We start from the raw sequence: 12,943 nt of genomic DNA, 5'->3' as shown, positions 1-12,943 counted from the left end.
ATGGCTTGGAACATGTTTCGTGTTCAATCCGGGCTCTGAAACATTTTCTTTCATGTTTCGCTTAGGGATTTCCCATTCTCATCCGTCTTAACTTAGATACAGCCTGTCGCGTCAGCAAAAGCTACGACCGGCCTTTTCCGGGCCTGCATTGCCCCCTCCGATCAAGACCCTCATCCACATGTCGAAGAAGTCACGCTCAAAACTCTGGTTTCTCGTACACAGCTGGCTGGCCCTGCCCATCTGGTTCTTTGTACTGATCGTCTGCGTCACCGGCACCCTGGCGGTGGTCAGCCAGGAAATCGTCTGGCTGGCCAACCCGGATATCCGCGCGAGCAAACCGTCGGACGATGCCGAACCGCTGAGCTACGACCAGGTGATCGCCGCGATCAAGCGCGAAGAACCCCAGGTGTTCGTCCAGTCGATCGACCGCCCCGACGAATCCCATTTCGCGCTCAGCGTCGACCTCAGCTACCCCGACGGGCGCTCCGTGGAGGTCTACGTCAACCCCTACACCGGGGCGATTCAGGGCATCAGCCCGTCGTTCAACTTCAAGGCCTTTACCCGTGCCCTGCACGGCTGGTGGCTGGTGCCATTCACCAACGGCTACAGCTGGGGCTGGTACCTGGTCTCGGCATTGGGTATTCCGCTGCTGGCGTCGCTGGTTACCGGACTGGTGGTGTACAAGCGCTTCTGGAAGGGTTTTCTGCGCCCGACCCTGCGCATCCGCCACGGCGCGCGGATCTTCTGGGGGGACTTCCACCGCCTGAGCGGTATCTGGTCGATCTGGTTCATCGCAGTGATTTCCGTCACCGGCATCTGGTTCCTGATCCGGGCGATCCTGGGAGACAACCAGATCTCGATTTCCACCGAGCCGGTGATCCCGGTGATCGCGCGTGAAAAGGTGCCGATGTCGGCGCCCGGCGTGCCGGCACCGATGATTCCCGTCGACGACGCGATCAAGATCGCCACCCAGCGCATCCCGGGCCTGGAGGCGAGTTTCATCAGCCTGCCGCTCAATGCCTACAGCCACCTGCAGATCGGCGGGCGCGGCTGGTATCCGTTGATGTTCCAGACCGCGCAGATCAACCCCTATGACGGCGAAGTCGCGGCCGCGCACTTGCTGTCCGACCGTTCGAAACTGGAGTTCGTCACCGAATCCATGCGCCCGCTGCACACCGGCGACTTTGGTGGCCTGTGGGTCAAGCTGATCTGGGCATTCTTCGGCCTGATCATGAGCATGATGGTGTTGAGCGGCCTGCTGATCTGGACCAAACGCACCGCCCTGGCCACCCTCAATGCGCTCAAGCGCGAAACCAAGGCACAACGCAAGCCGGCGGCCATCCCCGTCAGGCAGGCTGAAACCTCGGAGGCCCACCCATGAGCAAGGTCGCTGCTGCAACACCTTCGCCGCTGCGGACCTTCTGGCTGAAATGGCGCTTCCACATCAATGTGCTGTTGTTGCTGATCCCGTTGGGTTTCATGCCCAAGTACTTCGCCGACGCGGCGCTGTTTCGCGGCGACACCGGCATCGGCGAGCGAGTGGCCGGCGAAGTGCAGGTCGGGCCGTGGAGCCTGACCCTCGCGGAGTTCCGCAATGAAGGCCCGCGCCCCGACCCGGCGGGCCCGATGAAACTCTTCAATGCCGCCCTGTGCGACACCTGCGCCGAACAGGTCAAGGCCACTTACCTGCGCATCGGCAAACCCCGCAGCCTGCGCGCCGCCGGGGTGATTTTCTTCGGCACGCCCTACCGCATGGGTGCCGCCCTGCCCGTGCCTGAACGCACGCCGGCCGACGCTGAACTGTGGGTCACCATGGAAGGCTGGGACGGCACGATGCATCAGGGTTTCATCCCGCTGAGTCAGGCCTCGCCTGCCACCATTGCCTGGCTGAACAAGCAAGGAGTCAAACCATGATCGTCACGCACCTGACCCGTGCCGGTGTACTGCTGTTGCTGTGCGCCGGTTTCAGCAATACCGCCCTGGCCCACAACCCGATGTGCGAGTGCAAGGAAATCCCCGGCGAGCAGATCAAATGCACTGGCGGATTCTCCGATGGCAGCGGTGCCCCCGGCGTGACCCTGGACGTGATCGGCTACGACGAAACCATCCTGCTGCCCGGCAAGCTTGGCCAGGACTCGACCCTGACCTTCAAGAAACCCTCCGCCGAGTTCTATGTGCTGTTCGACGCGGGCCCCGGCCACGTGGTGGAAATCGACCAAGCGGATATCCAGCCCCAATGAGTACCACCCAGGTTGTACGCCCCGCCGGCGCCGGGCATGAAACCCTCTACGTCCTGCTGCTGTGCCTGATCATCCTCGCGGTGGCCGGTACGGTGGTGGCGCTGCACGGAGAATCCCGGACAGCGGTGGCCGTGCCCAGCCATCAACTGGATGCGCGCCGCGACCTGAGCGCGGCGGAACAAGGTCTCTATGCCGACCTGCGGGTTACCCTGGATGAAATCCAGCTGTTGCAGCAAGAACAGAATGGCCTGCCGACACCCGAGCAATTGGCCGAAGAAGGCTTTGCGCCTTTCGCCCACGACGCCAGTTCGGTCAGCCGTGGCGACCATCGCTGGCAATTGCTGGCGCCGTCGGCCTACCTGGGCCTGAGCCAGACGCCCGCCAGCAGCGGCTCGCTGCTGATGCGCGTGCACGGTGCCGAACCGGACATCTGGCTCAACCGTGAGGCCGATCTCGGCGCCCCTTCCGACCTGACTGACCCGGCATTGATCGCCGCCGGCTGGCAACAGGTGGTCACGCAATTCGATGCCGGCGTGACCCGCCAGCACCGCCACTGAACGAGAAGACCGAGTGCCCATGTCCATTTCATCTCCCCTGCTGCGCCTGTTGCTGGTCAGCCTGTTCAGCCTGCTGCTCGCTCCCCTGGCCAATGCCGAGGCCGCCAAGCGCCTGCGAATCGGTATCACCCTGCACCCTTATTACAGCTATGTAGCGAATATCGTCGGCGACAAGGCCGAGGTGGTGCCGCTGATACCGGCGGGCTTCAATCCCCACGCCTACGAGCCGCGCGCCGAAGACATCAAGCGCATTGGCACCCTCGACGTGATCGTGCTCAACGGCGTCGGCCATGACGACTTCGCCGACCGCATGATCGCCACCAGCGAGCGCCCGGACATCCCGGTGATCGAAGCCAACGCCAACGTGCCGCTGCTGGCCGCCACCGGCAACGCGGCCCGCGGTGCAGGCAAGGTGGTCAACCCGCATACCTTCCTATCGATCAGCGCCTCGATTGCCCAGGTCAACAACATCGCCCGTGAGCTGGGCAAACTCGACCCGGACAACGCCAGGATCTACACCCAGAACGCCCGCGCCTATGGCAAACGCCTGCGCCAGATGCGCGCCGATGCACTGGCCAAGTTGACCAGCGCACCGAACCCGGACCTGCGCGTAGCCACCGTGCATGCAGCCTATGACTACCTGCTGCGTGAGTTCGGCCTGGAAGTGACCGCCGTGGTCGAACCGGCCCACGGCATCGAACCGAGCCCCAGCCAGTTGAAAAAGACCATCGATGAACTGCGTGCACTGGACGTGAAGGTCATCTTCTCGGAGATGGACTTCCCGTCCACCTATGTCGACACCATCCAGCGCGAGTCCGGGGTCAAGCTGTACCCGCTGTCGCATATTTCCTACGGTGAATACAGCGCCGAGAAGTACGAAGTGGAAATGACGGGCAACCTCAATACGGTGGTGCGGGCCATTCAGGAGTCCGGCTCATGACCGCGGCGCAGCGATTGAGTGTGGCCAGCATCGGCCCCACCCTTGAATTCGATCAGGTGTCACTGACTCTGGGCCGTACCGTCATCCTCGACAACGTGACGTTCCAGGTATCCCCCGGCAGCGTCCATGCACTGGTCGGCCCCAACGGTGGTGGCAAAAGCTCGTTGATCAAGACCCTGTTGGGGCAAACCCCGCATCAGGGCCAACTGCGCCTGCAATGGCCGACCACCCCCGGCACCATTGGCTATGTGCCCCAGGCCCTGGAGTTCGACCGGGGTTTGCCGATGACCGTCGACGACTTCATGGCTGCCATGTGCCAGCGACGCCCTGCCTTTCTGGGCCTGTCCAGGCATTGCGCCGGGGCGATTGGCGAAGCGCTTGAACGCGTAGGCATGCAGGACAAACGCAAGCGGCGCATGGGCGCGTTGTCCGGCGGTGAACGTCAGCGCGTGCTGCTGGCTCAAGGGCTGATTCCGGCGCCCCAATTGCTGGTGCTGGATGAACCGATGTCGGCGCTCGACGAGGCCGGGATCCAGGTTTTCGAGCGCCTGCTGAATGACTGGCGCCTGGCTGGAATCACCGTGCTGTGGATCGAGCACGACCTGGAAGCCGTGGGCCGCCTGGCCGATCGTGTCACCGGGCTGAACCGCCGCGTGCTGTTCGATGCCGCACCCCAAGAGGCGCTGACCCCAGATCGCCTGCTGAGCCTGTTTTCCACCCATCCTCGGAGCCCGGCGCAATGAGTTACGAAGCGTTTCGCCTGATGGTCCAGGGCTGGGCCTCTTCCGGGTATCTGCCGGAAGCGCTGGCCTATGGTTTTGTGGTCAACGCGCTGCTCGCCGGCCTGTTGATCGGCCCGGTGCTGGGGGGGCTCGGCACGTTGGTAGTGGTCAAGCGCTTTGCGTTTTTCTCCGAAGCGGTCGGGCATGCCGCACTGACCGGCGTGGCCGTGGGCATCCTGCTGGGCGAACCCTATACCGGCCCCTACGGCAGCCTGTTCGGCTACTGCCTGTTGTTCGGCATCCTGCTCAACTACCTGCGCAACCGCACCGGCCTGGCGCCGGACACCCTGATCGGCGTGTTCCTGTCGGTGTCTCTGGCCCTGGGCGCGAGCCTGCTGCTGATCCTGGCGGGCAAGATCAACGTGCACATCCTGGAGAACGTGCTGTTCGGCTCGGTGCTGACGGTCAACGGCAACGACCTGCTGGTGCTGGCAATTGTCGGTTCACTGGTGATGGCCCTGGCGCTGCCACTGTACAACCGCATCATGCTGGCCAGCTTCAACCCGCAACTGGCCGCGGTGCGTGGTGTGGCCGTGAAGACTTTGGATTACCTGTTCGTGATCCTGGTGACGCTGATCACAGTGGCGGCGGTCAAGGTGATCGGCGCGATTCTGGTGGGCGCGTTGCTGGTGATCCCGGCTGCTGCGGCACGCCTGTTGAGTCAGTCGCTCAAAGGCTTCTTCTGGGTCTCGGTGGCGATTGCCACGATCAGCACCCTGTGCGGGATCCTGCTGCCGATTGTCTTCGACCTGCCGATTCCATCCGGGGCCGCCATCATTCTGGTCGCCGGTATCGCTTTCGCCCTCGCCGCCATCGCCCGCGGCACCGTGCCCAGCCTCAAAGGGAATCTTGGATAATGCGCCCAGTCTTTCGCCCACTGGCCCTGGCCATCGCCTGCCTGATCAGCACCTCGGCGCTGGCCGTCGACGGCTTCGAGCCCAAGGACTTCAAGGTCAACCAGGGTCTTGGTCATGCGGCCCTGACCAAAAGCCACAAGCCGGTCAAAGTGCTGGCCTCGTTGCCGATCACCTACGGCCTGGCCGAGGTGCTGCTCAAGGGCACCGACGTTCAGCTTGAGCGCGCCGCGCCGGCCAACCTGCCGGGGTCGCGTCAAGTGTCCTACTTCACCGGGCGCGGCGCTCCCGCGCTGAACAGCCTGGCCCAGGACGCCGACGCCGCCATCGGCCTGCGCTCGCTGTGGGCTGATGACCCGCTGTACCCGGTGGCGCGGCGCAGCAATATCCGTATCGTCGAAGTGGATGCCGCGCGCCCGGTGGACGGCGGTCTGCCTGGCATCGCCGTGCAGCCAGGCGTCGCCGATGGCCTGAACAGCCAACCGTGGCAGTCGAGCAACAACCTGGGCCGCATGGCCGACGTGATGGCCGCCGATCTGAGCCGTCTGGCCCCAGGCGCCAAACCAAAGATCGACGCCAACCTCGCAGCCCTCAAGCAACGCCTGCTCAAACTCAGTGCTGACAGCGAAACACGATTGGCACAGGCAGATAACCTGAGTGTGTTCAGCCTGAGCGATCACTTTGCGTACCTGGTCAGCAGCCTGAACCTGGAAGTACTCGGCACCGATGCCCGACCCGATGCCGACTGGACACCCGAGGCCCTGCAGAAACTCAGCACTCAGTTGAAGGACAACGACGTGAGCGTAGCGCTGCACCATCGCCAGCCAAGCGAAGCGGTGAGCGCCGCGATCATGGCGGGCGGCGCCCAACTGCTGGTGCTGAATGTCGACGGTGCAGAACCGGTGGCGGAACTGGAGGGTAATGTGGATCGGCTCATCAAGGCACTCACGCCCGGTACGTGACACAAGCACACTGTTTGTGATGATGAGGCTTTCTGTGGTGAGCAGGCTTGTCCTGCGCTGGGGCGCGAAGCGGCCCTGACAAGGCACCCACGGTTTGTCAGATACACCCTGGTGGCAGGTTTTGGGACTGCTCCGCAGCCCGGCGCGGGACAAGCCCGAACCCGCATCACACCACATCCACACCGACATGAATGGCGTCGTGCCGCCAGAACTCCAGGTCGCAGTCGATCAACCGCTGGTGCTGGTCATAGTTGACCCGGGCGATCCGCAAACCGGGGCTGCCCGTCGACACGCGCAAGGCAGCGGCGGCGTCCAGCGGTAATGACGTCGGCACGATTTCGAAGCGCACCCGTCCGTAGTGCAGGTCGTATTTACGGGCATACAGCTCGGTCATCGACTGATTCAGGTCACAGTCCAGAATCCCGGGAAAATACTGCGGGTTGAGGTAGTGCTCCACATACAGCACCAGGCGCCCGTCAATACGTCGACCGCGACAGATCTGGATCACACTCGACAACGCCGGCAACTGCAACCACGCACACACCGCCGCCGACGCCGGTTGCAGGCGGGCAGAGATCACTTCGGTAGAGGCCACACGGCCCTGGTCACTGACCATTGCGTGAAAGTGACTGCGTTGCATCAGGTTGTAGGCCAGGCGGGGTGGCGAGACGAACCAGCCCCGGCGCTCCTCGCGGTAAATCTGCCCCTGGGCTTCGAGTTGTAACAAGGCTTCCCGCACCGTGATGCGGGTGGTACCAAACAACTCGCTGAGCTTGCGCTCGGCGGGCAATTTGCTGGCAGGCGGCAACAGACCATGGTCGATCTGCTCTTGCAGCGCCAGGCCGATGGATGTCACCGCCTTGATTGCCTCATCACGCATCAATGTTACCTATCTGGACTAGACCAGCACCGTTCAGGTGCACAAACCACGCTGTATTCGGGCCTCTGCTGCTGCGTGCCAGCCTAGGCATTGCAGATGACCGACAGATGACAGTCCGCGCCACCCACGCCCTCCACACCCTGCAATACATCGGCCAAGTCCCGCACCTGCGGGCACTTGGGCATGGTCTACGCTAACTCTGCGCCGAGCGACATCGGCGATTTAAAAACGACATCGACATGAAACTGTCATGCCTGGCGCCTAAATTGGCTCAGGTATTGCTCTGACCTAGACCAACACCACCGCTAACGTTCATAAAAAACGCCGCGTTGAAAACGCCCATAGGAGCTTCGGATGAAACAGCTTTTCCTGGCATCACTGTTAGGCTCGACCATCGCCATGTGCACCGCTGCCATGGCAGCTGATACCGACCTGAAAACCCTGGAAGCCGCCGCGAAAACGGAAGGCGCCGTCAACAGCGTCGGCATGCCCGATGACTGGGCCAACTGGAAAGGCACCTGGGAAGACCTGGCCAAGACCTATGGCCTCAAGCACATCGACACCGACATGAGCTCGGCCCAGGAAATCGCCAAGTTCAAGGCGGAAAAAGATAACGCCAGCGCCGATATCGGCGACGTGGGCGCGGCGTTCGGCCCGATCGCGGTGAAACAGGACGTGACCCAGCCGTACAAACCGACCACCTGGGACCAAGTGCCGGATTGGGCAAAAGACAAGGACGGCCACTGGGCCCTGGCCTACACCGGCACCATCGCGTTCATCGTCAACAAGAAGCTGCTGCACGGTTCCGAAGTGCCAACCAGCTGGGCTGACCTGCAAACCGGCAAGTACAAAGTCTCGGTAGGCGACGTGAGCACCGCGGCACAGGCATCCAACGCCGTACTGGCGGCCGCCATTGCCAACAAGGGCGACGAAAAGAATATCGCGCCCGGCCTGCAGTTTTTCACCAAGATCGCCCAGCAAGGCCGCCTGTCGCTGTCCAACCCGACCATCGCCACCATGGAAAAAGGCGAAGTCGAAGTGGGCCTCGTCTGGGACTTCAACGGCCTGAGCTACAAAGCCAAGATGGCCAACCCGGATGATTACGTGGTGCTGATCCCGTCGGATGGCTCGGTGAAATCCGGCTACACCACCATCATCAACAAATACGCCAAGCACCCGAACGCCGCCAAGCTGACCCGCGAATACATCTTCAGCGACGCCGGCCAGATCAACCTGGCCAAGGGCAACGCACGTCCGATCCGCGCCGAAACCGACCTGAAACTGCCAGCGGATATCGCCAAGAACCTGATCCCGGGCGAGCAGTACACCAAGGCCAACCCGCAGCCGATCAAGGATGCCGATGCCTGGGAAGCCACTTCCAAGAAGCTGCCTCAACTGTGGAACGAGCAGGTCATTGTTGAGATGAAGTAATAGGCTTCACTGCCTGAAATGCGGTCAGTGTGGGAGCAGGCAAGCCAGCTCCCACATTTGATCCCGTTCCAAGTTGAAATTGAGTCAAACCACCTGTTGCGGAGCTCCAGCCCCCATGAAGCACAATGTCATCCTTGTCGTGCTCGACGGCCTGAACTACGAGGTTGCGAGGCACGCCATGGGGCACTTGCAGGCCTATGTCGGCGCAGGACGCGCAGCCCTCTACAAACTGGAATGTGCACTGCCCGCCCTGTCCCGCCCGTTGTATGAATGCATCCTCACCGGCGTGCCACCGATCGACAGCGGCATCGTCCACAACAACGTCTCGCGCCTGTCCAACCAGCGCAGCATTTTTCATTACGCCACCGACGCGGGCCTGGTCACTGCGGCAGCGGCTTATCACTGGGTGAGCGAGTTGTATAACCGCACCCCGTTCATCGCCGCCCGTGATCGTCATACCGACGACAAGACACTGGCGATCCAGCACGGGCATTTCTACTGGAATGACCATTACCCGGACTCCCACCTGTTCGCCGACGCCGAAAACCTGCGTCTCAAACATGCACCGAACTTCCTGGTGGTACACCCGATGAACATCGACGATGCCGGCCACAAGCACGGCCTCGATACCCCGCAATACCGCAACAGCGCGCGCTCGGCCGACATCATCCTGGCCGACTACCTGCAAGGCTGGCTCGACGCCGGTTACCAGGTGCTGGTGACAGCCGACCACGGCATGAACAACGACCGCTCCCACAATGGCCTCTTGCCGGAAGAGCGTGAAGTGCCGCTGTTCGTCCTTGGCGATGCCTTCAGCCTGGATGCCAACGCAGCGCCCCGGCAAACCGAACTGTGCGGTACCGTCTGCGAACTGCTGGGCGTGCCCCACGACAAACCTGTCTGCCGGGAGCTGTTGAAATGACCCGTGGCAAATGGCTGGCGCTGCTGTGCCTGGTGCCCTTCGCGCTGTTCTTTATCGTGTTCGAAATCGCCCCGCTGGTCTGGGTGCTGATCAACAGCCTGCAAACCGAAGACGCCGGCTGGAGCCTGGAAAACTTCACGCGCATCTTCAGCTCGAAGTTCTACCTGCAAGCCATCCAGTTCAGCCTGGAGATCAGCTTCTATTCCAGTGTCTTCGGCATCATCATCGCCACCCTGGGCAGCTACTCCCTGCGCCGGGTGGATTCGCCGCTGCGCAATTTCGTCACCGCGTTCGCCAACATGACCAGCAACTTTGCCGGTGTGCCTCTGGCGTTCGCGTTCATCATCCTGCTGGGTTTCAACGGCAGTATTACCCTCATGCTCAAGCAATCGGGGATCATTCAGGATTTCAACCTGTACTCCAAGTCCGGGCTGATCATTCTCTACACCTACTTCCAGATTCCCCTGGGCGTGCTGCTGCTCTACCCGGCGTTCGATGCACTGCGCGAAGACTGGCGCGAGTCGGCAGCCCTGCTGGGCGCCAACGGCTGGCAGTTCTGGCGGCATATCGGCCTGCCGGTGCTCACGCCCGCTCTGCTGGGCACCTTCGTGATCCTGCTGGCCAATGCCCTGGGCGCCTATGCCACGGTCTACGCCTTGACCACCGGTAACTTCAACGTGCTGCCGATCCGCATCGCGGGCCTGGTCTCGGGGGATGTGTCCCTCGACCCGTACATGGCCAGCGCCCTGGCCGTGGTGCTGGTGGCGCTGATGACCCTGGTGACCGTAGTCCATCAACTGCTGCTCAAGAGGAGCTACCATGTCTCGCGCTGAAGCCGGTCCTGTCTCCCTCTACCATCGGGTAGTGGTGTACCTGTTGTTTGCGATCCTGGTGTTGCCGCTGTTGGGCACCTTTGTCTATTCCATCGCGAGCAGTTGGTCGGCCACCGTGCTGCCGGCCGGGTTCACCCTCAAATGGTACGTGCAGCTGTGGAGCGACCCGCGCTTCCTGATGGCCTTCGGACAGTCGCTGCTGGTGTGCGTCGGCGCGCTGATCCTGTCGGTGGTACTGATCCTGCCGCTGCTGTTCGTGGTGCACTACCACTTTCCCAAGCTCGACGCGCTGATGAACATTCTGATCCTGCTGCCCTTTGCGGTGCCGCCGGTGGTGTCGTCGGTGGGCCTGCTGCAACTCTACGGTTCCGGGCCGCTGGCGATGGTGGGCACGCCGTGGATTTTGATCGGCTGCTACTTCACTGTGGCCCTGCCGTTCATGTACCGCGCGATCACCAACAACCTGCAAGCCATCAATCTGCGCGACCTGATGGACGCCTCTCAACTGCTCGGCGCCAGCACCTGGCAGGCGGCGATCCTGGTGGTGCTGCCCAATCTGCGCAAGGGCCTGATGGTGGCGCTGTTGCTGTCGTTCTCGTTCCTGTTCGGGGAGTTCGTGTTCGCCAATATCCTGGTGGGCACGCGCTACGAAACCCTGCAGGTGTACCTCAATAACATGCGCAACAGCAGCGGCCATTTCACCAGCGCCGTGGTCATTTCCTATTTCTTCTTTGTGCTGGTGCTGACCTGGGCCGCCAATATTCTGAACAAGGACAAAAGCCAATGAGCTTCGTCAACGTCCAACACCTGCAAAAAGGCTACGCCGGCACGCCAGTGTTCAGCGACATCAACTGCGAGATCGCCAAGGGTGAATTCGTTACCCTGCTCGGCCCGTCCGGTTGCGGCAAATCCACCCTGCTGCGTTGCATCGCCGGGCTGACGCCGGTGGACAGCGGCAAGATTCTGCTCGACGGCCAGGACATCGTTCCCCTGAGCCCGCAGAAGCGCAATATCGGCATGGTGTTCCAGAGCTACGCGCTGTTTCCCAACATGACTGTGGAGCAGAACGTCGCCTTCGGCCTGCGCATGCAGAAGGTCAACGCCGATGACAGCCACAAACGCGTGCAGGAAGTGCTGCAACTGGTAGAACTCAAGGACCTGGCAAGCCGCTATCCGCACCAGATGTCCGGCGGCCAGTGCCAGCGCGTGGCCCTCGCCCGCTCCCTGGTGACCCGCCCGCGCCTGCTGCTGCTGGATGAGCCGCTGTCGGCACTGGATGCACGGATACGCAAGCACCTGCGCGAGCAGATCCGCCAGATCCAGCGCGAACTGGGGCTGACCACCATCTTCGTGACCCACGATCAGGAAGAAGCCTTGACCATGTCCGACCGGATCTTCCTGATGAACCAGGGCAAGATCGTGCAGAGCGGCGACGCCGAAACCCTCTACACCGCGCCCGTTGACGCGTTCGCCGCCGGGTTCATCGGCAACTACAACCTGCTGGATGCCGACAAGGCCAGCCAACTGCTGCAACGGCCCATCAGCGGACGCATCGCCATTCGCCCCGAGGCCATCGAGCTGAGCCGCGAGGGCGTGCTGGATGCACGGGTGCGCAGCCACAGCCTGCTGGGCAACGTGATCCGCTACCGCATCGAAGCACGCGGCGTGGAGCTGGTGGTGGACGTGCTCAACCGTTCGGCTGACGACCTGTATCCAGAGGGTCAACGCCTGGCACTTTCCATCGACCCGAGCGCCCTGTGTGAAGTAGCCTGATGCAACGTTTTATTGAGAGAGCATGACCGATGGCATTGGTAATTTTTGATCTGGACGACACCCTGATCCATGGCGACTGCGCCACGTTGTGGAGCGAGCAGATGGGTCGCCTGGGCTGGGTGGACCCGGCGTCGTTCATGCGCAGGAACAACGAACTGATGGACGCCTACAGCCAGGGCAAACTGGCCATGGAAGACTTCATGGATTTCAGCCTGGAACCGATGATCGGCCGCACACCGGAGGAAATCGAGCATTTGGTCGAGCCTTGGGTCGAGGACATCATCGAGCCGCTGATCTACAGCGATGCCACCAAGACCATCGCTCGCCACCGTGCGAACGGTGACCGGATCCTGGTTATTTCGGCCTCGGGCACTCATCTGGTCACACCGATTGCGGCGCGGATCGGTATCGATGAGGTACTGGGGATCGATCTTGAGGTCAGCCATGGCGTATACAGCGGGCGTACCGTGGGTGTGCTCACGTACCGTGAAGGCAAGATTACCCGGTTGCTGGAATGGCTGGAGCAGGAAGGCGAAACGTTGGACGGCGCATATTTCTATTCGGATTCGCGCAATGATTTGCCGTTGCTGAGCAAGGTTGAATTCCCACAGGCGGTGAACCCGGATCCGGTATTGCGCGAACACGCAGAAAGGGCCGGTTGGCCGATCCACCACTGGGTCTGACACCTCGGTCATGAATTGAAAACCCAATCAAATGTGAGAGCTGGCTTGCCTGCGATAGCGGTAGTTCAGATGAAACATTCTTCACT

The 12,943-nt window shown here is 62.0% G+C and carries 15 protein-coding genes; 14 read left to right on the top strand and 1 reads right to left on the bottom strand.

All coding sequences use genetic code 11. The features are described from left to right. Positions 1-178: 178 nt before the first annotated feature. Genes ACW9IN_RS25900 through ACW9IN_RS25865 form a run of 8 tightly spaced genes read left to right on the top strand, consistent with a single transcriptional unit; the run spans position 179 to position 6,335 of the window. Positions 179-1,381, top strand: a complete 1,203-nt coding sequence (locus tag ACW9IN_RS25900) for a PepSY-associated TM helix domain-containing protein (protein ID WP_457368514.1) — start codon at positions 179-181, stop codon at positions 1,379-1,381. Beyond that, positions 1,378-1,914 (top strand): thiamine pyrophosphate-binding protein, encoded by a 537-nt coding sequence (locus tag ACW9IN_RS25895; RefSeq protein WP_457368513.1) that lies wholly within the window; start codon positions 1,378-1,380, stop codon positions 1,912-1,914. The genes ACW9IN_RS25900 and ACW9IN_RS25895 overlap by 4 nt, the downstream gene beginning before the upstream one ends. Beyond that, positions 1,911-2,240, top strand: coding sequence for a hypothetical protein (locus ACW9IN_RS25890; protein WP_457368512.1), 330 nt, complete (start codon positions 1,911-1,913; stop codon positions 2,238-2,240). The genes ACW9IN_RS25895 and ACW9IN_RS25890 overlap by 4 nt, the downstream gene beginning before the upstream one ends. Then, the gene (locus ACW9IN_RS25885; protein WP_457368511.1) at positions 2,237-2,797 is read left to right on the top strand and encodes a DUF6162 family protein; all 561 of its coding nucleotides are present in this window, start codon (positions 2,237-2,239) and stop codon (positions 2,795-2,797) included. The genes ACW9IN_RS25890 and ACW9IN_RS25885 overlap by 4 nt, the downstream gene beginning before the upstream one ends. A 19-nt stretch (positions 2,798-2,816) precedes the next feature. After that, entirely contained in the window at positions 2,817-3,737 is a 921-nt protein-coding gene (locus ACW9IN_RS25880; protein WP_457368510.1) for a metal ABC transporter substrate-binding protein, read from the top strand. After that, positions 3,734-4,480, top strand: coding sequence for a metal ABC transporter ATP-binding protein (locus ACW9IN_RS25875; protein WP_457368509.1), 747 nt, complete (start codon positions 3,734-3,736; stop codon positions 4,478-4,480). Before ACW9IN_RS25880 ends, ACW9IN_RS25875 begins: the two co-directional genes overlap by 4 nt. Then, positions 4,477-5,376 (top strand): metal ABC transporter permease, encoded by a 900-nt coding sequence (locus ACW9IN_RS25870; RefSeq protein ID WP_457368508.1) that lies wholly within the window; start codon positions 4,477-4,479, stop codon positions 5,374-5,376. The genes ACW9IN_RS25875 and ACW9IN_RS25870 overlap by 4 nt, the downstream gene beginning before the upstream one ends. After that, a complete protein-coding gene (locus ACW9IN_RS25865; protein WP_457368507.1) occupies positions 5,376-6,335 on the top strand; it encodes a metal ABC transporter solute-binding protein, Zn/Mn family in 960 nt (319 codons plus the stop codon). The genes ACW9IN_RS25870 and ACW9IN_RS25865 overlap by 1 nt, the downstream gene beginning before the upstream one ends. A gap of 166 nt (positions 6,336-6,501) precedes the next feature. On the opposite strand, the gene ACW9IN_RS25860 is transcribed toward ACW9IN_RS25865, so the two are convergent. Continuing rightward, on the bottom strand, positions 6,502-7,215 hold the full coding sequence (locus ACW9IN_RS25860; RefSeq protein ID WP_457368506.1) for a UTRA domain-containing protein: 714 nt from the start codon (positions 7,213-7,215) through the stop codon (positions 6,502-6,504). Between the two features lie 354 nt (positions 7,216-7,569). Here ACW9IN_RS25860 and ACW9IN_RS25855 point away from each other — a divergent pair, with 354 nt between their 5' ends. From ACW9IN_RS25855 to ACW9IN_RS25830, 6 genes are all read left to right on the top strand, one after another. Beyond that, positions 7,570-8,646, top strand: a complete 1,077-nt coding sequence (locus ACW9IN_RS25855) for an ABC transporter substrate-binding protein (protein ID WP_457368505.1) — start codon at positions 7,570-7,572, stop codon at positions 8,644-8,646. Positions 8,647-8,761: 115 nt separating this feature from the next. Next, positions 8,762-9,568, top strand: a complete 807-nt coding sequence (locus tag ACW9IN_RS25850) for an alkaline phosphatase family protein (protein WP_457368504.1) — start codon at positions 8,762-8,764, stop codon at positions 9,566-9,568. Continuing rightward, the gene (locus tag ACW9IN_RS25845) at positions 9,565-10,401 is read left to right on the top strand and encodes an ABC transporter permease (protein ID WP_457368503.1); all 837 of its coding nucleotides are present in this window, start codon (positions 9,565-9,567) and stop codon (positions 10,399-10,401) included. Before ACW9IN_RS25850 ends, ACW9IN_RS25845 begins: the two co-directional genes overlap by 4 nt. Continuing rightward, entirely contained in the window at positions 10,388-11,188 is an 801-nt protein-coding gene (locus ACW9IN_RS25840) for an ABC transporter permease (protein ID WP_457368502.1), read from the top strand. The genes ACW9IN_RS25845 and ACW9IN_RS25840 overlap by 14 nt, the downstream gene beginning before the upstream one ends. Further along, on the top strand, positions 11,185-12,174 hold the full coding sequence (locus ACW9IN_RS25835; RefSeq protein WP_457368501.1) for an ABC transporter ATP-binding protein: 990 nt from the start codon (positions 11,185-11,187) through the stop codon (positions 12,172-12,174). Before ACW9IN_RS25840 ends, ACW9IN_RS25835 begins: the two co-directional genes overlap by 4 nt. A gap of 29 nt (positions 12,175-12,203) precedes the next feature. Further along, positions 12,204-12,857 (top strand): HAD family hydrolase, encoded by a 654-nt coding sequence (locus tag ACW9IN_RS25830; protein ID WP_457368500.1) that lies wholly within the window; start codon positions 12,204-12,206, stop codon positions 12,855-12,857. Positions 12,858-12,943: the final 86 nt, after the last annotated feature.

It is taken from the genome of Pseudomonas sp. SDO5271_S396 (assembly GCF_054071795.1).
This window is presented reverse-complemented; position numbering and strand designations above follow the sequence as displayed.

Coding starts and splice junctions, on each gene's coding strand:
- ACW9IN_RS25865 (WP_457368507.1), top strand. CDS start 5,376: ATGCGCCCAGTCTTTCGCCCACTGGCCCTGGCCATCGCCTGCCTGATC.
- ACW9IN_RS25895 (WP_457368513.1), top strand. CDS start 1,378: ATGAGCAAGGTCGCTGCTGCAACACCTTCGCCGCTGCGGACCTTCTGG.
- ACW9IN_RS25900 (WP_457368514.1), top strand. CDS start 179: ATGTCGAAGAAGTCACGCTCAAAACTCTGGTTTCTCGTACACAGCTGG.
- ACW9IN_RS25840 (WP_457368502.1), top strand. CDS start 10,388: ATGTCTCGCGCTGAAGCCGGTCCTGTCTCCCTCTACCATCGGGTAGTG.
- ACW9IN_RS25855 (WP_457368505.1), top strand. CDS start 7,570: ATGAAACAGCTTTTCCTGGCATCACTGTTAGGCTCGACCATCGCCATG.
- ACW9IN_RS25890 (WP_457368512.1), top strand. CDS start 1,911: ATGATCGTCACGCACCTGACCCGTGCCGGTGTACTGCTGTTGCTGTGC.
- ACW9IN_RS25875 (WP_457368509.1), top strand. CDS start 3,734: ATGACCGCGGCGCAGCGATTGAGTGTGGCCAGCATCGGCCCCACCCTT.
- ACW9IN_RS25845 (WP_457368503.1), top strand. CDS start 9,565: ATGACCCGTGGCAAATGGCTGGCGCTGCTGTGCCTGGTGCCCTTCGCG.
- ACW9IN_RS25870 (WP_457368508.1), top strand. CDS start 4,477: ATGAGTTACGAAGCGTTTCGCCTGATGGTCCAGGGCTGGGCCTCTTCC.
- ACW9IN_RS25860 (WP_457368506.1), bottom strand. CDS start 7,215: ATGCGTGATGAGGCAATCAAGGCGGTGACATCCATCGGCCTGGCGCTG.
- ACW9IN_RS25885 (WP_457368511.1), top strand. CDS start 2,237: ATGAGTACCACCCAGGTTGTACGCCCCGCCGGCGCCGGGCATGAAACC.
- ACW9IN_RS25850 (WP_457368504.1), top strand. CDS start 8,762: ATGAAGCACAATGTCATCCTTGTCGTGCTCGACGGCCTGAACTACGAG.
- ACW9IN_RS25880 (WP_457368510.1), top strand. CDS start 2,817: ATGTCCATTTCATCTCCCCTGCTGCGCCTGTTGCTGGTCAGCCTGTTC.
- ACW9IN_RS25835 (WP_457368501.1), top strand. CDS start 11,185: ATGAGCTTCGTCAACGTCCAACACCTGCAAAAAGGCTACGCCGGCACG.
- ACW9IN_RS25830 (WP_457368500.1), top strand. CDS start 12,204: ATGGCATTGGTAATTTTTGATCTGGACGACACCCTGATCCATGGCGAC.